Origin of the sequence: Mesorhizobium sp. B2-4-14 (assembly GCF_006442155.1) — a bacterium.
Lineage (GTDB): Bacteria > Pseudomonadota > Alphaproteobacteria > Rhizobiales > Rhizobiaceae > Mesorhizobium.
This window is the reverse complement of sequence record NZ_VFVA01000016.1, coordinates 58,728-83,687: the sequence shown is the minus strand read 5'-3', so window position 1 is coordinate 83,687 and position 24,960 is coordinate 58,728. Positions and strand designations below refer to the sequence as shown.

Below are 24,960 nucleotides of genomic sequence, written 5' to 3'. Positions count from 1 at the left end.
GTGAGTAGTCAGTGGTGATAAGGATAGAAGTGGCCAGCTGCCACTCCTGACTACTGAATACTCACTAAACCTAGCCGATCTTGTTCGGAATCCGCGCTTCGATCCTGCCGAAGGTGAAGACGAGGATGCCGGTGATCGTCATGTAGATCAACGCCAGGAGAAGCAAGGGTTCATAGGTGAGGTAGGTGTCCTGCCGCACCTTCGACGAGACGGCGAATATGTCGATCACGCTGATGGTCGCAACCAGCGGCGTCGACTTCAACTGCAGCACGGTTTCGCCGGTCAGAGTCGGCAGCGCCCTGTAGAAGGCCTGCGGCAGCCAGATGCGCCGGAAGATCTTCCAGCGGCTCATGCCGAACGCGCGGGCGGCTTCCAACTGGCCCTTGGGCACCCCGGCAAAGGCACCGCGCATCACTTCGCCCTCGTAACCGGCAAAGGACAGCGTCAACGCCAGCACGCCATAGGGCCATGCCTGCCTGAGATAAGGCCACATCCAGGACTCGCGAATCCACGGATATTGCGGAAACAGCGAGCCCAACCCGTAGTAGAGCAGCCACAATTGCAGAAGCAGCGGCGTGCCACGAATGATGGTGCAGAAGACCTTGGCGGGTGCCGAGAACCAGAGCGAGCCGGCGGCCTGCGCCAACCCGACCGGTACGGCGATCAGGAAGCCGAGCGCGCAGGTAACGGCCAGGATCCACAGCGAGCGCCAGATGCCGATCAAGCCCATCTCATAATATTGCGGCAACCAGTCCCAGCGCATGAAGAAGACAGCCGACAGCACCAGCCCCAGCGCGACCAGGATCAGCACGATGCGATGCGGCTGCAGCCACAGCGATGTGCGCGCCACCATGTTGATGACGGTTGCTTCGCTGGCCATCAACGCGCGTCCTTGACCGAAGGCATGCCACGCCTCGACCAGGCCTCGAGGCGGCCAAGCATCAGGTTCGAGAACAGCGATACCGCCAGATAGAGCACACCTGCCGCGAGATAGAATATCAGATAGGCCTTGGTCACGCCCGCCGCCTGCCGCGTCGCCAGTGTCAGCTCGAAGAAGCCGACGACGGCCAGCAGAGCGGTGTCCTTGGTGGCGATCAGCCACAGATTGGCAAGGCCGGGTATGGCGAAAGGCAGCATCGCCGGCAGTGTGATGCGCCGCAGCAGAAGACCGGGAGACATGCCGTAGGCGCGCGCGGCTTCGATCTGGCCCTGCGGAATGGCGAGGATGGCGCCGCGCATCACCTCGGTCGAATAGGCGCCCTGGACGAAGCCGAGCACGGCGATGCCGGCCACCAGTCCGCTGATGTCTATCCGCTGATAGCCCATCGCCGTCAGCACCTGGTTTATCAGGTCGGTGCCGGCGTAGTAGAGCAGCAGGATCAGCACCAGTTCGGGCACGGCGCGCACGATGGTCGTATAGACGGCCAGCAGATCGCGCACCACCGGGCCGCCATAGAGCTTGCCATACGCGCCACAGATGCCGATCAAAAGTCCAACGCAAGTGGCGCCGACGGCGATCTCGAGCGAATGCAGCAGCCCGAGCATGAGTGTTCCGCCCCAGCCGACGGGCGCGGGCGAGAGGAGTTCGATGATACCGGCCGCCGAGGCCGGAAGAAACGCGTCGATCAGCTTCGCCCCCGGAGTGCTGGCTCTATCCGTCGGCGCCAGCGGCCGACGGTATGCGTGGGAAAAGTAGGGCGGAGGGCATGACTCTTCGGTCATGCCCTCCGGCCCGTGCGAGGGTCTTTAGTTCGACTGTGGCGAGCCGCCGTAAATGTCGAAATTGAAATATTTTTTCGAGATTTCGTCATACTTGCCGTTGCTGCGGATCGCCTTGATGCCGGCGTTGATCTTTTCCTTCAGGTCGGTGTCTTCCTTGCGCACGCCGGCGCCGACGCCCGGTCCGAGCACTTCATCGTCCGGAGCCACCATGCCCTTCAGGTCGCAGCAGGCCTTGCCCTGGTCGGATTTGAGGAATTCGCCGAGCGCGATGGAATCGGCCTGCACCGCGTCGAGGCGGCCCGCGGCAAGGTCATTGTTGGCTTCGTCCTGGGTCTGGTATTCCTTGATCTCGGAAGCCGTGCCGCCGAAGTGTTTCTTGGCGTAGACGGCGTGCACGGTCGACACCTGAACGCCGAGCACCTTGCCCTTGAGGTCGTCCGGCGTGGCGCCGAATTTCTGCTCCTTCGGTCCGATGATCGCCGTCGGCGTGTTGTAATACTTGTCCGAGAAGTCGATCGTCTTCTTGCGTTCGTCGGTGATCGACATCGAGGAGACGATGAGGTCGATCTTCTTGGTGGTCAGCGCCGGGATGATGCCGTCCCAGGCGACCGGCGTGATGACACAGTCAAGCTTCTCCTCTGCGCATACGGCGTCGATGAAGTCGATCTCCCAGCCCACCCATTTGCCCGAGGCATCCGGCGAGGTGAAGGGCGGATAGGGCTCTGCGGCGACGCCGATCTTGACCGGATCGGCCTTGGCCACGCCCATGGCGGCGACGCCGAGCAGCAGCGCCGCGGCGAATGTCTTCAGAACAGTCTTCATTTTCACAACTCCCAGTTTGTTGTTGGTTCCCGGTTTTCTTCCGTCCCGGCTTTTCCTAGCCGATGTTGCGGATGAACTGCTTGAGCCTTTCGGATTTCGGCGCGCCGAAGATCTGCTCCGGCGGGCCTTCTTCCTCGACCAGCCCGTTGTAGAGGTAGACGACATGGGTCGCGACCTCGCGGGCGAACTTCATCTCGTGGGTGACCAGCACCATGGTGCGGCCTTCGCGCGCCAGGTCGCCGATCACCTTCAGCACCTCGCCGACCAGTTCCGGGTCGAGCGCCGAGGTCGGCTCGTCGAACAGCATGACGCGCGGATTGATGGCCAGAGCGCGGGCGATCGCGGCGCGCTGCTGCTGGCCGCCCGACAGATAGGCCGGATAGACGTCGCGCTTTTCGGCGAGCCCGACGCGCGCCAGCAGTTTTTCGGCCTGTGAGATCGCTTCGTCTCGCTTGACCCCCAGCACATGCACCGGAACCTCGATGACGTTCTCGATCAGCGTCATGTGGCTCCACAGATTGAAGTTCTGGAACACCATGCCGAGCTTGGAGCGGATGCGCTCGATCTGCTTGCGGTCGGCCGGAACGGTGTGGCCATGGCTGTCCGCCTTCAGCTTGATCTGCTCGCCATTGACGCGAATGATGCCGCTGGTCGGGTTTTCCAGGCAGTTGATGCAGCGCAGCAGCGTCGATTTGCCCGAGCCGGAACCGCCGATGATGGCGATCACCTCGCCGTCGCGTGCCGACAGCGACACGCCCTTGAGCACATGCAGTTCACCGAACTTCTTGTGCAGGTTCTCGACATGGATAGCTTCAGCGGCGCCATCAAGCACCTCGCCGGATGAGATTGCGGCAGCTCTCACCGCGCTCACCGGGTGACCTTCATCTGGTCGACGACAATTTGTCGAACGTCTATCCGGCTAATCAACATACGCTGTACTGCCCCGCTCTAGACCTCAGCATGGACCCAACAGCGCGAGCCCGTCAATCCCGCTCATTACGGCACTTGCGAGCTTGTTGTGCAAGTGTATAAATAGCGCTCCATGAAATTTTCTCGATTTTTTTCAGCTAAAAGGGCTTCGATGAACGCTTTCGGATCACAGTCCATGGCGGCGCCGCTGCGACGCGTTCTGATGCGGTCGGCAGCCAACGCCATGCGCAACGCCGACGGGGCTGCCTGGCACTATGGCCCGGGATTCAATCCGGCAAAAGCGGCATTGCAGCACGTCGTCCTTGCTGAACTGGTGGCGGCTTCCGGCGCTGAAATCGAATGGATCGAGGACAAGGCCGATGGCCTTTCGGATTCGGTGTTCACGCACGACCCATCGCTGATGACCGACCGCGGCGCGCTTATTCTGTCCATGGGCAAGCCCTTGCGCGCCAGCGAGCCCTCGCTGCATGAGGAAACCTACGGAAGACTGGGCATTCCGATCCTCGGCCGCGTCGAGGCTCCCGGCCAGGTCGAAGGCGGTGATTGTGTATGGGTGGATGCCCGCACGCTGGCGATCGGGCGCGGTGCTCGCTCCAACCAGGAAGGCATCCAGCAGGTTTCCAACCTGCTGACGCCGCTGGGCATTTCAGTCTACGGCTTTGACCTGCCGCTGTGGCAAGGGGAAGAGGTGTGCCTGCATCTGATGTCGGTGATCAGCCCGCTGGCCGACGATCTCGCACTGGTCTATTCACCGCTTTTGCCGGCCGCCTTCTATCAAATGCTGAAGGCGCGCGGCATCCGGCTGGTCGAGGGTGATGCCGGAGAGTTTGCCGCCTCCAACGGCCTCAGCCTGAACGTGCTGCCGACCAGCCCGCACAAGGTCATTGCCGTTGCAGGCTTTCCCAAGACCAAAGCCGCCATGGAGGCAGCCGGCTGCACCGTAGAAATCTTCGAGGCGGATGCACTCTGCATCGCCTGCGAAGGCGGGCCGACATGCCTGACGCGGCCGATCCTGCGCCAATGAATGCGCCGTCCCGCCGCAAGTTCCGTCGCGAGGGTGAGGAGCGACGGCGGCAGGATTTGATCGAAGCGACCCTGAATAGCGTGGCGGAACACGGCTTGGAGGGCGCCACCTTGCGCACCATCGCATTGCGCGCCGGCGTCACCGCCGGGCTGATCCGGCACTATTTCCCCGGTAAGGAAGAATTGCTGCAGGAAGCCTATGCAGCGCTGATGGGCCGCATGACCGAGCAGGCGAAAGCGGCGTTGGTCATGGAAGATGCCTCGCCGCGTAAACGCCTTGCGGCTTTCGTCACAGCCAACCTCAATGCGCCAATCATCGATGCGCGGGTGTTTTCGCTCTGGGCAACCTTCATCGGCCGCGCCGGCTCGGACCCGAGCCTGGCTCGCGCCCACCGCGAAGGTTACCTTGGCTTTCGCAACGAGGTGGAAGCCGTCGTGGCCGAGGTGCTCGCCGCCGAACAGCGCGAGCCGGACGCAAGCCAACTGCGCCATCACGCCATTGCGATTAACGCGATCATCGACGGGCTCTGGGTGGAAGGCTGCCTGGCTGGCGAAATGTTCTCGCCTGGCGAATTGGCGACGATCGGCATCAAATCTATCGAGGCCGAGCTCGGCCTCGCGCCGGAAAGGGAAGAAAACCAATGACCACACTCGGCGAAGCCCTCATCACGCTGCTTGAAGCCCATGGCGTCGACACGGTCTTCGGCATTCCAGGCGTCCACACGGTCGAGCTCTACCGTGGGCTGGCGCGCTCGAAAATCCGCCATGTCACGCCGCGCCACGAACAGGGCGCCGGCTTCATGGCCGACGGCTATGCCCGCGCCAGCGGCAGGCCGGGTGTCGCCTTCGTCATCACCGGCCCGGGCTTGACCAACACCCTTACCGCCATGGGCCAGGCGCGCGCCGATTCGGTGCCGATGCTGGTCATCTCGGGTGTCAATGCCATGCCGACGCTGGGCAAGGGGCTTGGCTTCCTGCACGAACTGCCAGATCAGCGCGGCATGATGGAGAAGGTGGCGCTTTTGTCGCAGCGCGTCACCGAGGCCAGCGAATTGCCGGGCGCGTTGGCCCAGGCCTTCGCCCTGTTTTCATCGTCGCGACCAGGCCCGGTGCATATCGAGATCCCGACCGATGTCATGGTCAAGCCGGCGGACGACATCGCTGCACTGCTGAGCAATGCGGCGCCGCCTGCTCCGGACGGCGAGGCAATTGCCAGCGCGGCCAAACTCATCGCCGCCGCGCGCCGCCCGCTGATCCTGGCCGGCGGCGGCGCCAAGCGGGCCGAGGCGGCGCTGCAACGCCTGGCCGAAAGACTGGGCGCGCCGGTGGTGGAGACCACGAATGCGCGTGGCCTGCTGCACCGCCATCCGCTCTGCGTGCCGGCAAGTCCCAGCCTGAAGGCGGTTCGTGCACTGATGGCCGAGGCCGATCTGGTGATTGCCGCCGGCACGGAGTTCGGCCCGACCGATTATGACGGCTATGGCGATGGCGGCTTTGTGCTGCCTTCCAATCTGATCCGCATCGACATCGGCGCCGACCAGCTTGCGCGCCGTCTGGTGACGGTCGCCATCCAGGCTGATTGTGCCGAGGCGATCGAGGCCCTGCTCACCGCGATCGGCGCCGCTCATACTGCCGCGCCGGACGGCGAGGGGCGCGCAGCCGAGGCACGGAAGGCGGCTTTTGCCGAGCTGAGCCCCGCCTATGTGGCGCAGGTGCATGCCGTGGAAATGATCCGTGACGCCTTGCCGGGCGCGATCGTCGTCGGCGACTCGACGCAGCCGATCTATGCCGCCAACCTCTACTACGATCACGATCGCCCGGGCGGCTGGTTCAACGCCGCCACCGGCTTCGGCGCGCTTGGTTATGGCCCACCGGCCGCGATCGGCGCAGCCCTTGCCATGCCCGATGCGCCAATTGTCTGCCTGACTGGCGACGGCGGGTTCCAGTTCACGCTGCCCGAACTTGGTGCGGCGCTCGACGCCCAGGCGCCGGTCATCTTCGTGGTCTGGAACAACAGAGGCTATCGTGAGATCGAGACCTCGATGCTCGATGTCGGCGTGGAACCCGTCGGCGTGTCGCCGGCGCCGCCGGATTTCTGCAAGCTGGCCGAGGCCTATGGCATCGGTGCCGAACGGCTGGGAAATATCGACGCCTTGCCGCAGGCGCTGAAGCACGCCCGGGCAACGGGACTGCCGCGCGTCATCGAAATCTCGGTCGACTGAGTATTGGCTGCGTCAGCGTAGAAACAGAGAGCTGGAGCGGGTCAGCGATTCTAACAAACGCTGAACCGCTCTAAAGGCGTGTCTCAACCATCGGCCGGCCATGTCATTTTTCAAGGAACAGGCGTCCTTTCGCGATCCGCTGACATTTCCTCATCTCGCACCATTGCGTGGGGCGGCATCCTCGCCTGAGCTGCCTTGGCCCGTGAGGAAGACCGCGGCGAAGCTTTGCATGACGCTCGCGCGAAAGAAGAAGCGGCGCGCCCGGCGTGTGGCGGTCGACCATTCGCATTGGTCCTCCGCCAGCACGCCGACGGGCGGCCTCGGTCCGATCTGGCAATACTGGGCGCAAGGCGCCGACCATGCCCCGCCACTGGTCAGGGCATGCCTGCGCTCGGTCGCGCGCCCCAAGGGTTCGCGCGACCTTGTCGTGCTCGACGACAAGACCGTGGAAGCCCATATCGATTTGCCCGGCCATGTCTGGGACAAGCGGCGGCACGGGCTGATGAACAGCCAGCATTTCTCCAATTTCATTCGCCTGAGCCTGCTCTCCCGGCACGGAGGAACATGGCTCGATGCCACCGTCCTGCTTCGGCAGCCGGTGCCGCCCGAAATCGAGCGCGAGGATTTCTACATTCTGCGCGAGACCAATCGCCATCCGCGGCTTGTGGAAACCTGGTTCATTCATGCCCGCAAGGGGCACCCGCTGGTCGAGACGGTGCTGCACGGCCTCGCCGACTACTGGCGGAAGTACGACGCCCTGCACGACTACTTCATGTTCCCGTACCACTTCGAGGCCTCGCTCCTGCTGCACCGCCCGTTGCGGCGCGACTTCCTGCGCATGCCGCAGGTCGGCGCGGACCGGCGGCACGAATTGCAATGGCGGCTCTTCGAGCCGTTCGAGGAGGCCAGGCATCGCGGGCTTTTCGATGGTTTCTGGCTGCACAAGCTCACGCATCACGAGCAGCGCCCAGCCGTCGGTGAGCATCTGCTGTGGGACGCGATCGTTTCGGGCTGGCCGGCGTCCTGACGCATGCAAAGACGCGACGGCTGCCATGTCGAGATATCAATTGAGTGATCGCCCGAAAGGCGCGACGCTTCGCGTCGGCGCGGCAAAACAAGCGACATAATTACAAGAAAATGACAGGAGCGGTCCAGGATGACGGAAACACTTGAAGGCAGGCATATCGTCGTGACCGGCGGGACCGGCGCGCTTGGAGGTGCGGTGGTTGGCAGGCTGCTGGAACAGGGCGCGATCTGCCACGTGCCGAACGCGCATGCAGCGGCGCCTTCGCACTTCCCCTTCACCACGCATCATAACGTCAAGCTGGCGCACAATGTCGACCTCTCGGATTCCGCCAAGGTCGAGGCGTTCTACAGCCAGGTGCCGGCCCTGTGGGCATCTGTCCATCTGGCGGGCGGCTTCGCGATGGCGCCGGTGGAAAAGATCGAATCCGCCTCCTTCGCCGAGATGATGGACACCAATGCTCGCACCACCTTCCTGTGCAGCCGGGCGGCGGTGCGTTCGATGCTGGCGTCAGGCATGGCCGGCCGCATCGTCAATGTCGCCGCGCGGGCGGCATTGGAGCCTCGCCGGGGCGCGGGCATGGTCGCCTACACCGCCAGCAAGGCGGCGGTTGCCGCGATGACCGTGGCGATGGCCGAGGAATTGAAGCACAAGGGCATACTGGTCAATGCCGTGGCGCCCTCGACGCTCGACACACCGGCAAACCGTGCCGACATGCCGGATGCCGATTTCACCAAATGGGTCAGCCTCGAAGCGGCCGCTGAAGCTATCGCCTACCTCGCCTCTCCGGCCAACCAGGCGATGAGCGGAACGTTGGTGCCGCTCTACCGCCGGGCGTAGCTCCGCGTCGGCCGAACCGGTTTTTGCCAAAGAAAAACCCCGCCGGATCGCTCCGGCGGGGTTTTGTCATTCTGGACTAAGCGAAGGACTTCGCTTCGCGAAGGCCTTAGTTGCCCTGCTTCTTCAGCGCGGCACCCAGGATATCACCCAGCGAAGCGCCGGAGTCGGTCGAGCCGTACTGGGCGACCGCTTCCTTCTCCTCGGCGATTTCCAGCGCCTTGATCGAGACCTGCAGCTTGCGGGTCTTCTTGTCGAAGGCGATGACGCGGGCATCGACCTTCTGGCCGACGGTGAAGCGCTCGGGGCGCTGCTCGTCGCGGTCGCGGCTGAGGTCCGAGCGCTTGATGAAGGTCTCGATGCCGCTGTCGACCAGCCGCACTTCCAGGCCGCCATCCTTGACGCCGATGACTTCGCAGGTGACAACGGCGTTCTTGCGCAGTTCGCCCGAAGTCGCCGCTTCGCCGACCGTGTCGCGGGCCAGCTGCTTGATGCCGAGCGAGATGCGCTCCTTGTCGATATCGACGTCGAGCACCTGCGCCTTGACCATGTCGCCGCGATTGTACTCTTCGATGACCTGCTCGCCCGGACGGGTCCAGTCGAGATCGGAGAGATGCACCATGCCGTCCACGTCGCCTTCCAGGCCGATGAACAGCCCGAACTCGGTCTTGTTCTTGACCTCGCCCTCGACCTGGCTGCCAACCGGATGGTTGCGTGCGAAGGCTTCCCACGGGTTCTCGAGCGTCTGCTTGAGGCCGAGCGAGATGCGGCGCTTGGCCGGATCGACCTCGAGCACCACCACGTCGACTTCCTGGGTCGTCGACAGGATCTTGCCGGGATGCACGTTCTTCTTGGTCCACGACATTTCCGAAACGTGGATAAGGCCCTCGATGCCCGGCTCCAGCTCGACGAACGCGCCGTAGTCGGTGATGTTGGTGACGGTGCCCTTGATCTTCTTGCCGATCGGGAACTTGGTGCCGATCTCGGACCACGGATCGCTCTCGAGCTGCTTCATGCCGAGCGAGATGCGGTGGGTTTCCTGGTTGATGCGGATGATCTGCACCTTGACCGTCTGACCGATGTTGAGGATTTCGGTCGGATGGTTGACGCGGCGCCATGCCATGTCGGTGACATGCAACAGGCCGTCGATGCCGCCGAGGTCGACGAACGCACCGTAATCGGTGATGTTCTTGACGACGCCTTCGACAACCTGGCCTTCTTCGAGGTTCTGCACGATTTCCGAACGCTGTTCGGCGCGGCTTTCCTCGAGCACGGTACGGCGCGACACCACGATGTTGCCGCGACGGCGATCCATCTTGAGGATCTCGAAGGGCTGCGGGTTGTGCATCAGCGGGGAGACGTCGCGGATCGGGCGGATATCGACCTGGCTGCGCGGCAGGAAGGCCACGGCGCCGTCGAGGTCGACGGTGAAGCCGCCCTTGACCTGGTTGAAGATGACGCCTTCGACGCGCTCGCCCTTGGTGAACTTCTCTTCGAGACGGACCCAGCTCTCTTCGCGGCGGGCCTTCTCACGCGACAGCATCGCTTCGCCAAGCGCGTTCTCGATGCGCTCGACATAGACTTCGACGGTGTCACCGACCTTGAGGGTGGTGTCCTTGCCCTTGACGCCGAATTCCTTCAGCGGCACGCGGCCTTCGACCTTGAGGCCGACGTCGATGATGGCCATGTCCTTTTCGATCGCGGTGATCGTGCCCTTGACGACCTGACCTTCGCCGGAGTGGCCGGTGGTGAATGATTCTTCGAGCAGGCTCGCGAAATCGTCGCGAGTGGGGTTTGCAGCTGACATTGTTTCTCCTGGAGTGTCCCGTATCTCGAGCGGGACGGGCGCCGTGGGTTAGCGTTGCGTTGGCCTGCCGGCGTTCCGGGCTCAAAAGCCCTGGGCCGCTTTCAAGCGGCAATTCCGGCGCATGAAGAATGCTGGCAGGCTGGTTCGTGCCTGATATGGGTATTTTCTTTGCTTCCGGCAACGGACGCAGGGGAGAAAACCCGGATCAGGCCTTGTCTCTCTTGGCCAGCACGTCGTCTATGACAGCCATGGCCGCGAGAAACGCGGCTTCTATAGCCATTTCGCTGGTATCAAGCAAGTGCGCGTCGGCTGCCGGCTTCAATGGCGAGTCGGCGCGGCCCATGTCGCGCTCGTCACGGCGTTCGATGTCGGCGAGGATCTCGGCGAAATTGGCCGTGCCGCCGATGCTTTCGATCTCGGCCAGCCGGCGCTGTGCCCGCACCTCGGCACTCGCCGTCACATAGAGTTTGATGTCGGCGTCGGGGCACACCACGGTGCCGATGTCGCGGCCGTCAAGCACCGCGCCCGGCGGCGTCTTGGCGAATTCGCGCTGCTTTTCGACCAGAATGCGCCGCACGGTCGGGAAAACCGCGACCTTCGAGGCCGCCTCGCCGACCGCATGCGCCGACAGCACCGCACGGTCGAGCTTTGCCAGGTCGACCTGGCGCGCCGCGGTTTCCGCCGCCGAGACATTGTCGAGCGGCAAACCGACCTGCAGCAGCGCATGGGCGACGGCGCGATAGGTCAGGCCGGTGTCGAGCAGGTTCAGCCGGTAGTGGTCGGCCAGCCGCCGGGCGAGGGTGCCCTTGCCGGCGCCGGCTGGTCCGTCGATGGCGATGGTGAAGATTTGTGTCATTGGCATGCAGACGCCTTATGCATGGAAACAGGCCCCCGCGACTTCGTCATCCTAGGGCGTAGCGAACGCGAAGCGGAGCGAAGACCCTGGGATCCATGCCGTGACTTCAGCCAAAGAACGCTGCGGATCAGAATTTTGCACCGTTGCGGCGCCCTGAGGTCATGGCATGGATCCTGGGGTCTGCGCCGCGTCGCTGCGCTCCTTGCTTCGCCCCAGGATGACGAAGCACGGGATGTCGCCGGCCAATCTCCAAGGTTTGCGATTGCCACTGTCACCCGATCTCCGCGCCTAGCCCCTTCATCAGCCCCATGAACTCCGGAAAGCTCGTTGCAATCATATTGGCATCGTCGATGGTGACAGGCTTGTCCGTCGCCAGTCCCATCACCAGAAAGCTCATGGCGATGCGGTGATCGAGATGGGTCTGCACGGTCGTATCCTTGCCGTTGGGATGGCCACCCAACCCCCTGCCGCCCGGTCTGCCGCGCACGGCGAGCGAAGCCTCGCCCTCTGTGCAGTCGACGCCGTTGAGCTTCAGCCCGTTGGCCACGGCCGAGAGCCGGTCCGATTCCTTTACCCTTAATTCTTCCAGCCCTTGCATCAGCGTCTCGCCGTCGGCGAAGCTCGCGGCAACGGCCAGCACCGGATATTCGTCGATCATCGACGGTGCTCGCTCGGGCGGCACGGTGATGCCCCTCAGCTCCGAGTAACGCACGCGCAGGTCGGCGACATCCTCGCCGCCGGCATTGCGCGGGTTTAGGATGTCGATCTGGCCGCCCATTTCCTGCAGCGTTAGAAGCAATCCGGTGCGGGTCGGGTTCATCAGCACGTTCTCGATCACGATGTCGGAGCCCGGCACGATCAGTGCGGCCACCAGTGGAAAGCCGGCCGAGGACGGGTCGCCCGGCACGGCGATCGTCTGGCCGGTGAGCTTGCCCTGGCCTTCGATGAAGATGTGGCGCACGCCGCGTTCGTCGGTCTCGACCGACAGGTTGGCGCCAAATCCCTTCAGCATCTTTTCAGTATGGTCGCGCGTCATCACCGGTTCGATGACGGTGGTGATACCCGGCGTGTTGAGGCCGGCGAGCAGCACCGCCGACTTCACCTGCGCCGAGGCCATCGGCACGCGGTAGGTGATGGGGGCTGCATGTTTCGGCCCGTGCAGCGTGATCGGCATGCGGTCGCCCGGTGTCGCCTTCAGCACCTGCACGCCCATCTGGCGCAACGGCTCGAGCACGCGGCCCATCGGCCGGCCCGACAGCGAGGCGTCGCCGATGAAGGTCGTTTCCATGTCGTAGGTGCCGACGAGGCCCATGGTCAGCCGCGAGCCGGTGCCGGCATTGCCGAAATCGAGCGGCCCTTCCGGCTGCAGCAGCGCGCCGTTGCCCGTGCCGCGGATCACCCATTCGGTGCCGCGCCTTTCTATATGCGCGCCCATCGCCTTCATGGCCGCGCCGGTGCGCATGACGTCCTCGCCCTCCAGCAGGCCGGTGATGCGGGTTTCGCCGGAGGCGAGGCCCCCGAACATGAAGGAACGGTGCGAGATCGACTTGTCGCCCGGCACGCGCGCCGTGCCGGAAAGGGCGGATGATTTGCGGGCGGTGGCCGGCTTGGCAGCGACGGCGTGAGACATGGAATTTCCCTGGACGGAATGCCGGCGTGCCGGCGCTTTTCATTTGTTGCGGCGGTCTCGTATCATGGCGGGGCGGAATGGTCATCCCCATGGGCATCACTTGGCGCTAGGCCCTTCAATGCATGGTTTTGTGACGCCGGCTTTTGGCTTTGACAGCGCCGCAAACTGTGGTTAAGGGGACCACTCTTTTATTCACGAGGCTTGCCGTGGCAAAAACCGAACTTGGCACAAAACGTATCGACCCTGAAACGGGCCGAAAATTCTACGACCTGAACAAGGACCCGATCGTCTCGCCCTATACGGGCAAGACCTACCCCCGGTCCTATTTCGAGGAAGGCAAGGTCGCTGCCCTCGAGGAGGAAGAGGAAGTGGCCGAGAAGGAAGTGGACGCCGAGGACGAGGAAGGCGTCGAAGTCGTCTCGCTCGAAGAGGCCGACGATGACGTCAAGGGCGACGACCTGCCGGATCTCGGCGATGACGAGGATGTCGACCTGGGCGACGACGAGGATGACACATTCCTTGCCGACGAAGAGGAAGAGGACGACGACGTTGCCGACATGATCGGCGTCGGCGACGACGACGACGAGGTCTGATCGGCCAGCGATGCAGGTGTTTGCACGCTTTCTCAGCCTGTGAACAAAAAGCCGTCTATAAAGGCTTGATATTGACGAAAGGCGGGGTTAGAAGCCGCCTGCACTAACGGCGCGGTGTTCCAACCCGCGCCGGATCTCTTCACCGGAAACGGTGCCGGTTGACTGCCGGATGTGGGGCCATAGCTCAGTTGGGAGAGCGCTTGAATGGCATTCAAGAGGTCGTCGGTTCGATTCCGATTGGCTCCACCAGTCCCTCCCGGGGTTTTCAAGAAAACCCGCTGATCTCAAGCTCTTACACGGAAATGTGGTCTACAGTGGTGGCGCACGTTGGGGAGAATTTCATGCCTCGTCCGGCGTGATCTCTCCGGCTTCGCGGTAACGTCTGTTGGTTTCGGTTGCGCGCTCCCGATGGGGCCCCCATTCAGCAAATTGCGGCGGCTAAGTTTGCGCCATCAGGCAGCGTCCGCGCCGAACTCGACAGCAAACCCCGCGTCGATCGCACTTCGTGCTATGTGGTCGCCAAGTTCCCAATCCGTGAGCTCACACAGCGGAAACCTCTTCCTCACGGCATGAATAACCTCGAATACCGAGACGCTCGGTTTGTCGACATTGTCGATCAGGTAGCGGACAACCTCTTGGCGAATGTCCACTGGAGCCGTCGTCTGCGCAAGTGCGGGCATCTGCGGCCTATGAGTGGAGCCGCGATACTGCGCTATCGGCTGGTGTCGCGTCGAAGGCGACGGGCACGTCGTGAACGATGCATGCAGCCGCGAGCAGGTCTTCCAACTCTCTGTCCGTGGCCTTGCACGCCGGCATCAGTGTTCGGATGGCTCGGATCGCCTGGGCAATGGACAGGAACCGCGCCCTGCCTCTTGAAAGCACGTAGGCCTCGGCCGCCTTTTCAACCGTGATGGTGTGGAACGTATTGGTCATCCAGAGTTCCTCCCTGAGCCGGAGCCAACGCGATTTACGGACAACATTCAGCTATCTGCAAGTGTATGTCCGATTGCGGACAAATCAGGCAGGCGACCGGCGAACTGGCGCTGTTCCTCCTCGCCATAGGCTCCGTGTGTAAGTTTTATCAAGCCGACGCGGTCGACAATCGTAATCTCGCCGCGCTTGGCGTGAACCAGTCCCCGATATTCAAGCATTTGCAGGGCCGTGGTAACGCCCGGCCTCCGCGCGCCGAGCATGGTCGCCAGAAACTCGTGCGTCAGGTAGATCTTGTTTCCTTCACAGCGGTCATGCACCATGAGCAACCAGCGGGCCAATCGCTCCTCTATCTTCGAGTGGCCGTTGACCACCGCTGTTCGGGTTGCCTGGACAAGGAATGCGTTGGCATAGCGAAGCAGGGACTCGCGAAAGCTCTGGCTGCTCGCAAGAAGCGCGCGAAGACTTTCAACCGGCAGGCACCAGCCATTGCCGGCGACCTGGATATAGGTGTCGTTGGGAGACCGGTCCTGGCCGAGAACGACCGTAACCCCGGTCATGCCATCGTGGCCGACAATGCCAACCTCGCCCTGGCGCCTTCCGAACATGGTGGCGACGACCGACGCGATACCTGTCTCGGGGAAATACACGTGCTGGATCGGCTGATAAGCGGTTTCCAGCGGGCTTTTGAGGCCCAGTTCAACCTGACGTATCGACGGCAGGATCGTCGCAAAATCCTCAGGCGCCAAGGTTCTCAAAACATAATTGCGTATCTGGGATTGGGACATGCTCTTTCCCCGTTCCGGGCAAGAGCAAATACCCTCTCACTGTCGGCGGCATCCGAATGACTGGCGGCCGATGCGGCAGCATAGGCCTTGGAGGCCCCACTGGCAAACACTTGTGGCGGTGCGCCGGCGCACAACGGTGTCTCTCCGCGGGAGGCGATTGGATCACAAGCTTCGGTTCCTTCGCCATGCCGCCGGAAACGCACGCCCGTGCGGCGGCTTGAGCGCATGGCCGCCGATTGGCCCATCCCCGCGGTATCCCGGGCGAAATCATCGCCGTGATACTCCCAACAGGCGAAGAGAAGGCTTTCCGGCTCGCGCAGGACGATTGACAGCAGCGGATGTTGGCGCGGCTGACGACGGTGAGCACTTCGGCCAGGCTTCGGCATGGACGCTTGTATTTGCGCGATCGCTTCGGCCTTCAGGCCGATACCATTCTTCGCATATGCTGGTCATGTCCGCTTGCGATCGAGGACGAGCGTCAGCCGAGAAGCTCGGCGGCGACTTCGAGCGTGTTGCGAAACGACGTCTCCAGATGGTGTTCCATTGCCTGCGCGGCGCCCTCGGCATCATGTCGTTTCAGCGCATCGAGAATGGCTTCGTGCTGCTCGATCGTCTGTTCGCCATAGCCGGGTTTGGGAATGGCGAGATAGCGGCCGCGGTCCATCTGCGCCTTGGAGATGTCGACGGCCCGCCAGATCATCGGCAGGCCGCAGATCTCGGCGATGGTGCGGTGAAAGACGTCGTCGAGCTGGATCGCGGTGGCGTAGCGGCCGCGCGATATTGCGAGCTTGTGCGCCGCCATATTGTCCTCCAGCAGTTCGGCGGCTGCCGGCGTGAGCTTCACCGCCGCGCGCCTGGCGCTTTCCATCTCCAGCGCCCGGCGGATGACATAGGCCTCTTCCAGGTCGGCGCGGCTGATCGGCGCGACATAGGTGCCCGTCTGTGCCAGGATCTTGACGAGGCCCTCGTCGCTGATGCGCTTGACGGCTTCCCGCACCGGCGTGCGTGAGACTCCGAGGGCCTCGGCGATCGCCACCTCATTGATCACCTCCCCGGGCTTCATCTGTCCGACGACGATCAGGTTGCGGATCTTCTGATAGATCTGATCGCGGAGCGGCAGAGCCCGATTGAGCGTCGAAGGGTCCAGGTCCATGGCAAATCCGTAGCTTCGTTCACCGGAAATGATCGGATTATATTAGAATGGAGATAGGAATGCATTCAATGCGCGCTCCAACCGCTCCGCGGGCAGGATCGCTGCAGTGCAGCCTGGCCGCGACGCCCTTTGCGCCAGGGTTGGTCCGCTCAGCACGACTTCGCTTACGCGCAATTTACGACCGTCGGCTACATCAGTTCCTGTCTGATTCGTCCGCGACAGGAACCCCATGAGCAAAGCCCTCACGACCTTCGCACTCGCCGCCGTGCTGACCGCCTTGCTCATGGCGCTGAGCCTGGCCGTGGCCCGGCATGGCTATCCCTACGGGGTGACCGGCGTGAAACGGCTCGACGGCATCGCCGATGCGGGAACGTTCATCCCGCTTGCCGCGGTCTATTTCTTCAGCGCGCTGCTGATGATGATCCTGCCGATCAGGGCGGCGAGCATCGTTCTCACCCACGCCGCCGACGCGATCTTCTGGACCGTGATCGTGCTGCTCGCCACCATCGTCGGTGGCCTTCTCGCCCGATGGGCCTTCGGCCAGGGCAGCGCCCTGCTGGCATTGCTGAACTGGCGGTTCCTGTTCGCCGTGGCGATTGTCGGCTGCCACTTCGTCATGAACGAGCTGCGCCGCAACGTGCTGTTGCGCAGCCTGTTCTTCGTCGTCTTCGCGGCCGCGACGCTCGCCTGCCTGTTCTGGTCCTTCACGCTATGAGCGCGATCGCCGCTGGCTAATTTCCGGCCGCGATGTGGCCGGCGGCCTGCTCCATCCATGTCCAGAGATAGGCTGCAAGGCCACGGTCGACATGGATGCGCAACCTGTTCTCATGGCGGTACACGATAGCGCTGACGCCGGCGAAGGAAAGTGCCGCACTGGCGCTTGGCTGGCGAGGATCGAGCGTCGTCCCGCGTGCGATGAAGGCATCGAGAGCCGGGCCCTCGACCTCGAACACCTGCAAGCCGGCGCTGATCGTCGTCACCGCGAGACCTTCGCCGTGCCAACCTGCGGGGATGGCGAGCGGGTTGCTTGATACGACGAGCAGGCGGTCGCGCGCCAGTCGGACCGAATAGCGTATGCCCTCTGTCAGGCCGAATGCACCGGCGGCCGTTCCATCGAACCCTGAGAGCTCGGCCCATGCGGCAAGGTCGCCGCTGACCAGCCGTTGGTGCAGTCCGGTGATCGGGCTTATCTTGAGCCCCGGCACTTCGATCGTGGCGCTCTGCCAGTCCGGCGCGACGGACCATTTTTCCGCGAGATCACGCATGCAGCCGGTCTCCTGCCGGGTCGAAAGCGCAAGGGGCGGCAATGGTCGCCGTGCTGACCTTGCCGAGATGCTGGATTTCGATCGTCTCGCCATGGCGGGCAGCACCACGCTCGATCAGGCCAAGCGCGACCGGCCGGCCAAGCGTCGGGCTCTGGTAGCTTGAGGTGACAAAGCCCTGGCTGCGCAGCCTGCCGTCGCTCCGCTTGATGCCATGCGCGCCGGTTGGCAGCGGCGCATCGCCTTGCGGCACCGTCAGGCCGACAAGCTGCAGCCGGTTGTCGCGTGAAGCCTCGTCGGTGGACAGCGAGCGGCGGCCGACAAATTCGGTCTGGCGTTTGGCGCGGGGACCCTCCACGCCGAGATCATGCGGCAGTGTGGTCCCGTCAGTGTCCTTGCCGATGACGATGAAGCCTTTCTCCGCACGCAGGATCATTAGCGCTTCGAGGCCGATGATAGCGGCATCGAACGGCTGGCCGGATTCGCGCAGACGGGTCCATAGGGTCTCGGCGCGGTCCGCGCGGATCGAGATTTCATAGCTCCTGTCGCCGGTAAAGCTCACGCGCGCGATGCGGACCTCGTCGCCGCCATAGCTGCCATGGCCCATCGCCATATGCGGCAGGTCTGCATCGTCGAGCGAGAGGCCAAAATCCAGTTTTTCGAGCAGCTTGCGGGCGTTCGGACCGGAGACGGTCAGCGTTGCCATTTCTGCTGTGGCGTTGTGAATATAGATGGCGTCGCGGCCAAAGCGGTCTTGGCGCCATTCCTCCAGCCGCGCGTGCACAGCCGCGACATGCGAGGACGAGCACGACACGACGAAGCGATGCTCATCCAGCCGCACCAGCACGCCGTCATCGAACACCACGCCGTTCTCCGACAGCATGAAGCCGTAGCGGCAACGGCCGGGCTTCAGCGTCGACATGGTGTTGTAGTAGAGGAAATCGACGAATTCGGCCGCCTGCGGTCCGATCACCTCGATCTTGCCGAGCGTCGAACCGTCGAAAAGCGCGACCGACTGGCGCGCACGCCGCGCCTCGTCCTGGATCGTACGGTCCGCATCGGCATCGCGACCGCCATAGTGGGCAGGCCGCAGCCAGCCGCCATATTCCTGGAACACGGCGCCATCGGCGCGATGGATGTTTTCCAGCGGCAGCCGACGCACCGGCGCCATCAACTCGCCCCCGCGCGCACCGGCGAAGCTCGCCAGCGGCACCGGCGTGAACGGCGGGCGATAGGTGGTGGTGCCGACCTCCCGCACCGTGCGGCCAGTGATGCCTGCCATCAGCGCCAGGCCAGGCAGGTTGGAGGTCTTGCCCTGGTCGGTCGCCATGCCGAGCGTGGTGTAGCGCTTCAGATGCTCGACCGAGACGAAATTTTCGCGCGCCGCCAGTTCGACGTCCTTTACCGTCACATCGTTCTGATAGTCGATCCAGATGCGCCCCTTCGACCCGGGCACCGGCCAGGCGGCAACGATGCCGCCAGTCGCCTCCGGTCCGGTGCTGCGCGGCATCTCCGCGTTCGTTTGGCCGAGCGATGCAACAGCGTTCTGCGAGCCTGCGAACACCTCCGACAAGGAGACCGCGCCGGCCGCGGCGCCGGCGACGGAAATGCCCTCGACCGGATCGCCCGGCAGGAACGCGGCGCGCGCCTCGCTCCAGGAAAGCTTGCCCTTGGCCTGGCCGAAGAGGTGGATGGTCGGTGTCCAGCCGCTCGACACCAGCACGCAATCGGCGTCGAGCCTGGTGCCGTCGTCCAGCGTCACGCCCTCGACGCGCAGCTTGCCGTTGGCGGCGGCAAGCGATCGCCCCTTGACCAGCCGCACCTTGGTGGCTGGCATGCCGTCACGCCTGATGTCGACCAGCGTGACTTCGGCGCCGGCCTCGGCGGACGCCTCCGCCACTTCATAGGCGCTGTCATTGTTGGTGGCGACGACGATGCGCCTGCCGGCCAGCACGGCATGGCGCCTGAGATAGGCGAGCGCCGCATCCGCCGACAGGATGCCCGGCAGGTCGTTGTTGGCGAAGGGCAGCGGCCGCTCGATGGCACCCGTCGCCAGCACGATCCGGCGCGGCCGGACCCGCCACAGCGTGTCGCGCCGGCCGTCGAAATGACGCTGGTTCAGCCCGACCAGATTGTGGTCGTAGATGCCGAAGGCGGTGGTTGAAGGCAGGATCAGGTGGCCGCCGGCGGCAAGCTCGGCAATCGTCTCGTCGATCCAGATGGCAGCCGGCTTGCCGTCAATCTCGCCGGCGCGGTGGCCGAGCGATCCGCCCGGCTTCTGCTGGTCGTCAACCAGCATGACCGAGAAGCCGGCGCCTGCCGCCAGTTTCGCCGCCGCCAGTCCAGCCGGTCCCGCGCCCACCACCAGAACGTCGCAATGATGGTTGATCTGGTCGGCCGAGCCCGGCGAGGTCCAGCCCTTGTCCACTTCGCCCAGCCCAGCCATGGCGCGGATGCGCGGCTCGAACATGTGCCAGTCCGGCCACATGAAGGTCTTGTAATAGAACGCCGCTGGAATGAAGCGCGAGCAGCGGTCGAGGAAGGCGTTGCGGTCGGCGAGCGCACTGGGCGTCGCGTTGACGCTTTTTGCCACCAGCCCGTCATATGCCGGCTCGGTCGTGGCGCGCGTGTTCGGCGTGGTCCGGGGGCCGCCGACATCCACCAGCGCGTTCGGCTCCTCGACGCCGGCGCCCCAGATGCCGCGTGGCCGGTGGTATTTGAAGCTGCGGCCGACGACCGCGATATCATTGGCCAGCAGCGCCGAGGCGATGGTGTCGCCGGCAAAGCCCTCAACGCTTGTGCCGTCGAAGCTGAATCGGATTGGGCGCGATCGGTCGATCGCGCTGCCACCGATGGTGAGACGCGAGGCGGTCATGCCGCGTGCTCCCCGCCAAGAGCGGTCGAGGACAGCACCTCGTGCGTGACCGTGTCACGTTCCATGACGAAGAACTCGCCGCAACTCATGTGCACCCAGATTTCGCGCGCCGCACCTTCGGGTTGCTCCTGAGATAGAGATAGTTTGCCCAGCGCTCGACCGGCAGATCGGCCCCGTCAGGCCGGACATTGCCGGCATCGCCGCCAAAGTGGAATTCCGTCTCGTCGCGCGGACCGCAGAACGGGCAAGGGAAGAGCTGCATGATTGCCTCTGGTCCTGTCTTAGTGCGCGATGCCGGAGCCGGCCGCTTCATCGATCAGCCGCCCGCTGGCAAAGCGATCGAGGTCGAACGGACGGCTGATGTCGTTGTGCCTGCCCGTTGCCAGCAAGTTTGCCAGCAGAGTGCCGCCAGCGGGAATGGCCTTGAAGCCGCCCGTGCCCCAGCCGCAATTCAGGAATAGATTGGGCAGCGGCGATTCACCGATGATCGGCGAGGAGTCCGGCACCACGTCGACAATGCCCGCCCATTGCCGCATCAGCTTCAACTGGCCGAAGATCGGGAACATTTCCAACAGGCCGGCAACGACGGTTTCCAGCGTCGGCAGATTGCCGCGCTGCGCATAGGAGGGGATGCGGTCAAGTCCGCCGCCAATGACGATCTCGCCCTTGTCCGACTGGCTGACATAGACGCCGGTGCCGGGCGACAGCACAACCGTGTCGAGGATCGGTTTCACCGGCTCGGAAACACAGGCCTGCAGCGCGTAGGAATTGATCGGCAGCCGGAAGCCGGCCTTGGCCGCCAGCACCGAGGAATGGCCGGCCACCGCCATGCCGATGCGCTCGGCGCGGATCGTGCCACGCGTCGTCTGCACGCCACGGCAGCGCCCACCCTCGATGATGAAATCGCTGATTTCGCAATTCTGGATGATGTCGACGCCGAGCCGGCTCGCCGCCCGCGCATAACCCCAGGCGACCGCGTCGTGGCGCGCCGTTCCGGCGCGGCGCTGCCAGATGCCGCCGAACACCGGAAAGCGCGCGTCCGGTGAGAAATTGTAGATCGGCGCCACGCGCCGTACATCCTCGGGCGAAAACAGCTCCGCATCGATGCCGTTGATCTGCATGGCATTGACGGTGCGCGCGCCCATCTCCATTTCGACTGTCGAGTGGCAGAGATTGACCATGCCGCGCTGCGACAGCATGACGTTGTAGTTCAAATCCTTCGACAGGCCTTCGTAGAGCCTGTGCGCCAGCCCGTAGAGTTCGACGCTCTCCGGGTAATAATAGTTGGAGCGCACCACTGTGGTGTTGCGGCCGGTGTTGCCGCCGCCGATCCAGCCTTTTTCAAGGACCGCCACCCTGGCGATGCCGTGGTTCTTGGCCAAATAGTAGGCTGTCGCCAGCCCATGGCCGCCGCCGCCGATGACGATCGCGTCGTAGGACGGCTTCGGCTCGGGCGAGCGCCACGCCTGCTTCCAGCCGGTCTGGCCGGCCAGGCCTTCCTTGAACAGCGACAGAGCGGAATAGCGTCTGGTCATGGCGTGCCGGCCAGGCCTGATTTGGGGAAGGGGGCGTGGATCTTTGTATGGTCTTCTCTATGGACGTCACCGGTTCGATCGGTCACGCCGCATCGCCTTGCGAGAGGATCGTAAGGCGACGAAGCGCATCTCTTTCGATGCCGACGATGTGGGTTGTCAACTGCGTATCGGCATCGGCCGCGTCGCGGTCGACAAGCGCCATGGCGAGGCTCTTGCCGACGGTGTGGCCGTAGCCGCCGGAGGTGACGAAGCCGGCAAGCTTGCCCTTGTTCCAGACCAGCTCGTAGCCGCTGGCATCCGCATCCTCGGCGTCGATTTCGAGCGTCACCAGCCTTCGCCTCGCGCCGGCCTGGTTCTTTTTCAGGGCAGCCTCCGATTTCATCCTGTCGCGCTCCACCCGGTTGTGGCGATGCACCCTATCTTTGTTGTACACATGTGTCCAGTGCATCGCGAGAACCGGGCCGGAGGAGGCTGGTGTGTGGATATGGAGCAAGCCTGTTGCCGAGAAAGCTGCCGAGTCAGGCAGCCGGTGCCCCGTCTACCGTTTGCCGGAAAGTGTCTTCTCGACATAACGCGAAAAGTCCTCGACATCCTCGGCGGTCGGTTCCTGGCCGGTGAAGCTGCGCAGATAGGACGCGACATGCGTCAGGCGGCTGCTCATCGGCTCGTCGAGTTCGAGCGAGTAATAGCCGATCTGCATGAAATAGAGCACACGGGCACGCACGAACGCGTCTTCTTCTTCATAGCCATGGCGCATGAACATGTCGCGTATGGCATTGACGCGTTCTTCATCGGCCTGGTCGAGCGCGCGCCTTGTGGCGGGGGAGCGGCGCGCCCAGGCCCTGATCGCGAAATCGAGCCGGGGATCGAACAGCTTTTCGTCCACCCAGCATTCGAAAATGCTCATCACCCCGCGGATGACGGTGGCGGATGGCCGCCCGGCGCGTTCGACGATGAATCGGGTGTTGGTCTGCCGCCAATAGTCCAGCAATTGGTCGAGCAGGTCCTGCCGGCTCTTGAAATACCAGTAGAAGCTGGAGCGCGAGACATCAAGCTGCTGCCCGAGCGTCTGCACGCGGACGCGTTCGACGCCATCCGAGATCAACGTTTCAAGCGCCAGCTTCAGCCAGTCGTCACGAGTGGCCTTGATGTTGCCGGTGACGCCGGCGCGCTGAATCGTCGTTTCGATGGCTGCCATCGGTATGACGCATGACATGCCGGATCAGGCAAATCAAGGCTATGTACATCGCTGTACAGGGCGTTTCGATTGAGCTGACGTGACGGCTGCGGGGATCTTAACCGGGCTGGCTGTCCATGGGGCGCTGCCGCCGCCATGCTATTGACGCTATGGCAGGCCCGGGGCTTTTGTCGCGGCGGCCCGGCCAGTACGTGCTTTCCCGCAGGGCAATTGTCTGGCAAATATCAAGTCAGAAAGATGCCGCCACGCGGCCAACCAGCAGGAAAGACGAGGACATGGCTCAGTTTCGAAAGAACCTCATCGATGGCGAATGGGTCGGCGACGCCGGGTCCCGCAACATCAACCCCTCGGATACCGGCGATGTCGTCGGCGAATACGCCTCGGCGGACGTGGAACAGACGGCCCAGGCGATCGCGGCGGCCAAGGCGGCCTTTCCCGCATGGTCCCGCTCCGGCCCGCTGGCGCGCCATGCGGTGCTGAAGAAGGCGTCCGATGAAATCATGGCATTCAAGGACGAAATCGGCCGCAACCTGGCGCGCGAGGAAGGCAAGACGCTGGCAGAAGGCATTGGCGAGACCATCCGCGCCGCCCAGATATTCGATTTCTTTGCCGGCGAAACATTGCGTCTCTCCGGAGAGATGGTGCCGAGCGTGCGGCCGGGTGTCGGCGTCGAGATCACGCGCGAGGCGGTCGGCGTGGTCGGCATCATCACGCCGTGGAATTTCCCCATCGCCATTCCGGCCTGGAAGATCGCTCCGGCGCTGGCCCATGGCAACACCATCGTCTTCAAGCCGGCCGAACTCGTGCCCGAGAGCGCCTGGTCGATCGTCGACATCCTGCATCGCGCCGGCCTGCCCAGGGGCGTGCTCAACCTCGTCATGGGCAAGGGCTCGGTGGTCGGCCAGGCGATGCTCGACAGCCCCGATGTCAACGCCATCACCTTCACCGGTTCGGTCGGCACCGGCAAGCGCGTCGCCGCGGCAAGCGTCGAGCACATGCGCAAGTTCCAGCTCGAAATGGGCGGCAAGAACCCGCTGGTGGTGCTGGACGATGCCGATCTTGCGGTTGCCGTCGACTGTGCCCTCAACGGCGCCTTCTTCTCGACCGGCCAGCGCTGCACGGCCTCGTCCAGGCTGATCGTGACCGATTCCATCCATGACCGTTTCGTCGATGCGCTGAAGGAGCGGATGGATGGACTGGTTGTCGGCGATGCGCTCGACGCGCAGACCCAGATCGGTCCGGTCGTCGACGCCACGCAGCTGAAGCAGGACGAGGATTATATCGCCATCGGCGTCAGGGAAGGCGCCACGCTCGCCTTCGGCGGCGAACGGCTCGACCGCAAGACGCCGGGTTTCTATCTGCGGCCGGCACTGTTGACAGACGCCACCAACGCCATGCGCAGCTCGCGCGAGGAAATTTTCGGGCCTGTCGCCAGCGTCATCAGGGTCAAGGACTATGACGAGGCGTTGGCAGTCGCCAACGACACGCCCTTCGGGCTGACCTCAGGCATCTGCACATCGAGCCTCAAGCACGCCACCCACTTCAAGCGCAATTCGGAAGCCGGCATGGTGATGGTCAACCTGCCGACGGCGGGAGTAGACTTCCACGTTCCCTTCGGCGGCCGCAAGGGCTCGAGCTATGGTCCGCGCGAACAGGGCCGCTACGCGATGGAATTCTACACCATGGTGAAGACCGCCTATACCTTTGCGGGTTGACTGGACGCCGGCCATCGGGCTGGCGGGCGTTCACTAGG

At 63.8% G+C, this 24,960-nt stretch carries 24 protein-coding genes, 1 tRNA gene and 1 pseudogene; 9 read left to right on the top strand and 17 right to left on the bottom strand.

The features are described from left to right. Positions 1-70: 70 nt before the first annotated feature. The 4 genes from FJ938_RS16110 to FJ938_RS16095 form a co-directional block, all read right to left on the bottom strand. Positions 71-880, bottom strand: a complete 810-nt coding sequence (locus FJ938_RS16110; protein WP_140695295.1) for an ABC transporter permease — start codon at positions 878-880, stop codon at positions 71-73. Then, the gene (locus FJ938_RS16105) at positions 880-1,545 is read right to left on the bottom strand and encodes an ABC transporter permease (protein WP_140606851.1); all 666 of its coding nucleotides are present in this window, start codon (positions 1,543-1,545) and stop codon (positions 880-882) included. Before FJ938_RS16105 ends, FJ938_RS16110 begins: the two co-directional genes overlap by 1 nt. A gap of 201 nt (positions 1,546-1,746) precedes the next feature. Beyond that, positions 1,747-2,544 carry a transporter substrate-binding domain-containing protein gene (locus FJ938_RS16100; RefSeq protein ID WP_140695293.1) on the bottom strand — a complete coding sequence of 266 codons (798 nt, stop codon included), beginning with the start codon at positions 2,542-2,544 and terminating at the stop codon, positions 1,747-1,749. Between the two features lie 55 nt (positions 2,545-2,599). Further along, positions 2,600-3,415: an ABC transporter ATP-binding protein gene (locus tag FJ938_RS16095; RefSeq protein ID WP_140695291.1), complete on the bottom strand. Its 816-nt coding sequence runs from the start codon at positions 3,413-3,415 to the stop codon at positions 2,600-2,602. A 210-nt stretch (positions 3,416-3,625) separates the two neighbouring features. Between FJ938_RS16095 and FJ938_RS16090 the strand changes: the two genes are divergently transcribed. From FJ938_RS16090 to FJ938_RS16070, 5 genes are all read left to right on the top strand, one after another. Next, the gene (locus tag FJ938_RS16090; protein WP_140695289.1) at positions 3,626-4,498 is read left to right on the top strand and encodes a dimethylarginine dimethylaminohydrolase family protein; all 873 of its coding nucleotides are present in this window, start codon (positions 3,626-3,628) and stop codon (positions 4,496-4,498) included. Beyond that, entirely contained in the window at positions 4,468-5,142 is a 675-nt protein-coding gene (locus FJ938_RS16085) for a TetR family transcriptional regulator C-terminal domain-containing protein (protein WP_140695287.1), read from the top strand. Before FJ938_RS16090 ends, FJ938_RS16085 begins: the two co-directional genes overlap by 31 nt. After that, positions 5,139-6,719, top strand: coding sequence for a 5-guanidino-2-oxopentanoate decarboxylase (locus tag FJ938_RS16080; protein ID WP_140695284.1), 1,581 nt, complete (start codon positions 5,139-5,141; stop codon positions 6,717-6,719). The genes FJ938_RS16085 and FJ938_RS16080 overlap by 4 nt, the downstream gene beginning before the upstream one ends. Positions 6,720-6,948: 229 nt before the next feature. Continuing rightward, positions 6,949-7,746 (top strand): capsular polysaccharide synthesis protein, encoded by a 798-nt coding sequence (locus FJ938_RS16075; protein ID WP_181169117.1) that lies wholly within the window; start codon positions 6,949-6,951, stop codon positions 7,744-7,746. A 129-nt stretch (positions 7,747-7,875) separates the two neighbouring features. Continuing rightward, entirely contained in the window at positions 7,876-8,583 is a 708-nt protein-coding gene (locus FJ938_RS16070; protein WP_140695280.1) for an SDR family NAD(P)-dependent oxidoreductase, read from the top strand. Between the two features lie 106 nt (positions 8,584-8,689). Here FJ938_RS16070 and rpsA read toward each other — a convergent pair whose 3' ends face one another. The 3 genes from rpsA to aroA form a co-directional block, all read right to left on the bottom strand. Beyond that, entirely contained in the window at positions 8,690-10,387 is a 1,698-nt protein-coding gene (rpsA, locus tag FJ938_RS16065; protein WP_140606777.1) for a 30S ribosomal protein S1, read from the bottom strand. Positions 10,388-10,592: 205 nt separating this feature from the next. Then, the gene (cmk, locus tag FJ938_RS16060) at positions 10,593-11,243 is read right to left on the bottom strand and encodes a (d)CMP kinase (protein WP_140695374.1); all 651 of its coding nucleotides are present in this window, start codon (positions 11,241-11,243) and stop codon (positions 10,593-10,595) included. 271 nt (positions 11,244-11,514) lie between these two features. Continuing rightward, positions 11,515-12,873 carry a 3-phosphoshikimate 1-carboxyvinyltransferase gene (gene aroA / locus FJ938_RS16050; RefSeq protein ID WP_140695278.1) on the bottom strand — a complete coding sequence of 453 codons (1,359 nt, stop codon included), beginning with the start codon at positions 12,871-12,873 and terminating at the stop codon, positions 11,515-11,517. Between the two features lie 206 nt (positions 12,874-13,079). Here aroA and FJ938_RS16045 point away from each other — a divergent pair, with 206 nt between their 5' ends. Beyond that, entirely contained in the window at positions 13,080-13,466 is a 387-nt protein-coding gene (locus FJ938_RS16045) for a TIGR02300 family protein (RefSeq protein WP_140606779.1), read from the top strand. Positions 13,467-13,639: 173 nt separating this feature from the next. Beyond that, positions 13,640-13,715 (top strand) — tRNA-Ala (locus tag FJ938_RS16040). 203 nt (positions 13,716-13,918) lie between these two features. Here the strand turns inward: FJ938_RS16040 and FJ938_RS16035 are convergent. From FJ938_RS16035 to FJ938_RS16015, 4 genes are all read right to left on the bottom strand, one after another. Beyond that, entirely contained in the window at positions 13,919-14,116 is a 198-nt protein-coding gene (locus tag FJ938_RS16035) for a hypothetical protein (RefSeq protein ID WP_246671402.1), read from the bottom strand. A gap of 37 nt (positions 14,117-14,153) precedes the next feature. Then, the gene (locus FJ938_RS16030; protein WP_140606781.1) at positions 14,154-14,399 is read right to left on the bottom strand and encodes a hypothetical protein; all 246 of its coding nucleotides are present in this window, start codon (positions 14,397-14,399) and stop codon (positions 14,154-14,156) included. A 47-nt stretch (positions 14,400-14,446) separates the two neighbouring features. Further along, positions 14,447-15,184 carry a Crp/Fnr family transcriptional regulator gene (locus FJ938_RS16025; RefSeq protein WP_140695276.1) on the bottom strand — a complete coding sequence of 246 codons (738 nt, stop codon included), beginning with the start codon at positions 15,182-15,184 and terminating at the stop codon, positions 14,447-14,449. A 478-nt stretch (positions 15,185-15,662) separates the two neighbouring features. Next, positions 15,663-16,337, bottom strand: coding sequence for a GntR family transcriptional regulator (locus FJ938_RS16015; RefSeq protein WP_140606783.1), 675 nt, complete (start codon positions 16,335-16,337; stop codon positions 15,663-15,665). Between the two features lie 229 nt (positions 16,338-16,566). Between FJ938_RS16015 and FJ938_RS16010 the strand changes: the two genes are divergently transcribed. After that, a complete protein-coding gene (locus FJ938_RS16010) occupies positions 16,567-17,052 on the top strand; it encodes a hypothetical protein (protein ID WP_140695273.1) in 486 nt (161 codons plus the stop codon). A 16-nt stretch (positions 17,053-17,068) separates the two neighbouring features. Here FJ938_RS16010 and FJ938_RS16005 read toward each other — a convergent pair whose 3' ends face one another. From FJ938_RS16005 to FJ938_RS15980, 6 genes and pseudogenes are all read right to left on the bottom strand, one after another. Further along, positions 17,069-17,602, bottom strand: coding sequence for a hypothetical protein (locus FJ938_RS16005; protein ID WP_140695271.1), 534 nt, complete (start codon positions 17,600-17,602; stop codon positions 17,069-17,071). Beyond that, positions 17,595-20,474 carry a sarcosine oxidase subunit alpha family protein gene (locus FJ938_RS16000; protein ID WP_140695269.1) on the bottom strand — a complete coding sequence of 960 codons (2,880 nt, stop codon included), beginning with the start codon at positions 20,472-20,474 and terminating at the stop codon, positions 17,595-17,597. The genes FJ938_RS16005 and FJ938_RS16000 overlap by 8 nt, the downstream gene beginning before the upstream one ends. Then, a pseudogene (locus FJ938_RS15995) lies at positions 20,471-20,736 on the bottom strand (sarcosine oxidase subunit delta). The gene FJ938_RS16000 and the pseudogene FJ938_RS15995 overlap by 4 nt, the downstream one beginning before the upstream one ends. A gap of 19 nt (positions 20,737-20,755) precedes the next feature. Next, on the bottom strand, positions 20,756-22,009 hold the full coding sequence (locus FJ938_RS15990) for a sarcosine oxidase subunit beta (RefSeq protein ID WP_140695267.1): 1,254 nt from the start codon (positions 22,007-22,009) through the stop codon (positions 20,756-20,758). 82 nt (positions 22,010-22,091) lie between these two features. After that, the gene (locus FJ938_RS15985) at positions 22,092-22,391 is read right to left on the bottom strand and encodes a glycine cleavage T C-terminal barrel domain-containing protein (protein WP_246673355.1); all 300 of its coding nucleotides are present in this window, start codon (positions 22,389-22,391) and stop codon (positions 22,092-22,094) included. Between the two features lie 156 nt (positions 22,392-22,547). Next, a complete protein-coding gene (locus tag FJ938_RS15980; protein ID WP_181165463.1) occupies positions 22,548-23,207 on the bottom strand; it encodes a TetR/AcrR family transcriptional regulator in 660 nt (219 codons plus the stop codon). 275 nt (positions 23,208-23,482) lie between these two features. Between FJ938_RS15980 and FJ938_RS15975 the strand changes: the two genes are divergently transcribed. Next, positions 23,483-24,922 (top strand): aldehyde dehydrogenase family protein, encoded by a 1,440-nt coding sequence (locus FJ938_RS15975; RefSeq protein ID WP_140695265.1) that lies wholly within the window; start codon positions 23,483-23,485, stop codon positions 24,920-24,922. Positions 24,923-24,960 lie beyond the last annotated feature (38 nt).

What these genes read in the sequence shown, in the direction of transcription:
- FJ938_RS16110 (WP_140695295.1), bottom strand. Translation starts at nt 880, where the DNA reads ATGGCCAGCGAAGCAACCGTCATCAACATGGTGGCGCGCACATCGCTG.
- FJ938_RS16105 (WP_140606851.1), bottom strand. Translation starts at nt 1,545, where the DNA reads ATGCTCGGGCTGCTGCATTCGCTCGAGATCGCCGTCGGCGCCACTTGC.
- FJ938_RS16100 (WP_140695293.1), bottom strand. Translation starts at nt 2,544, where the DNA reads ATGAAGACTGTTCTGAAGACATTCGCCGCGGCGCTGCTGCTCGGCGTC.
- FJ938_RS16090 (WP_140695289.1), top strand. Translation starts at nt 3,626, where the DNA reads ATGAACGCTTTCGGATCACAGTCCATGGCGGCGCCGCTGCGACGCGTT.
- FJ938_RS16085 (WP_140695287.1), top strand. Translation starts at nt 4,468, where the DNA reads ATGCCTGACGCGGCCGATCCTGCGCCAATGAATGCGCCGTCCCGCCGC.
- FJ938_RS16080 (WP_140695284.1), top strand. Translation starts at nt 5,139, where the DNA reads ATGACCACACTCGGCGAAGCCCTCATCACGCTGCTTGAAGCCCATGGC.
- FJ938_RS16075 (WP_181169117.1), top strand. Translation starts at nt 6,949, where the DNA reads ATGACGCTCGCGCGAAAGAAGAAGCGGCGCGCCCGGCGTGTGGCGGTC.
- FJ938_RS16070 (WP_140695280.1), top strand. Translation starts at nt 7,876, where the DNA reads ATGACGGAAACACTTGAAGGCAGGCATATCGTCGTGACCGGCGGGACC.
- rpsA (WP_140606777.1), bottom strand. Translation starts at nt 10,387, where the DNA reads ATGTCAGCTGCAAACCCCACTCGCGACGATTTCGCGAGCCTGCTCGAA.
- cmk (WP_140695374.1), bottom strand. Translation starts at nt 11,243, where the DNA reads ATGACACAAATCTTCACCATCGCCATCGACGGACCAGCCGGCGCCGGC.
- aroA (WP_140695278.1), bottom strand. Translation starts at nt 12,873, where the DNA reads ATGTCTCACGCCGTCGCTGCCAAGCCGGCCACCGCCCGCAAATCATCC.
- FJ938_RS16030 (WP_140606781.1), bottom strand. Translation starts at nt 14,399, where the DNA reads ATGACCAATACGTTCCACACCATCACGGTTGAAAAGGCGGCCGAGGCC.
- FJ938_RS16025 (WP_140695276.1), bottom strand. Translation starts at nt 15,184, where the DNA reads ATGTCCCAATCCCAGATACGCAATTATGTTTTGAGAACCTTGGCGCCT.
- FJ938_RS16015 (WP_140606783.1), bottom strand. Translation starts at nt 16,337, where the DNA reads ATGGACCTGGACCCTTCGACGCTCAATCGGGCTCTGCCGCTCCGCGAT.
- FJ938_RS16010 (WP_140695273.1), top strand. Translation starts at nt 16,567, where the DNA reads ATGAGCAAAGCCCTCACGACCTTCGCACTCGCCGCCGTGCTGACCGCC.
- FJ938_RS16005 (WP_140695271.1), bottom strand. Translation starts at nt 17,602, where the DNA reads ATGCGTGATCTCGCGGAAAAATGGTCCGTCGCGCCGGACTGGCAGAGC.
- FJ938_RS16000 (WP_140695269.1), bottom strand. Translation starts at nt 20,474, where the DNA reads ATGACCGCCTCGCGTCTCACCATCGGTGGCAGCGCGATCGACCGATCG.
- FJ938_RS15990 (WP_140695267.1), bottom strand. Translation starts at nt 22,009, where the DNA reads ATGACCAGACGCTATTCCGCTCTGTCGCTGTTCAAGGAAGGCCTGGCC.
- FJ938_RS15985 (WP_246673355.1), bottom strand. Translation starts at nt 22,391, where the DNA reads ATGAAATCGGAGGCTGCCCTGAAAAAGAACCAGGCCGGCGCGAGGCGA.
- FJ938_RS15980 (WP_181165463.1), bottom strand. Translation starts at nt 23,207, where the DNA reads ATGGCAGCCATCGAAACGACGATTCAGCGCGCCGGCGTCACCGGCAAC.
- FJ938_RS15975 (WP_140695265.1), top strand. Translation starts at nt 23,483, where the DNA reads ATGGCTCAGTTTCGAAAGAACCTCATCGATGGCGAATGGGTCGGCGAC.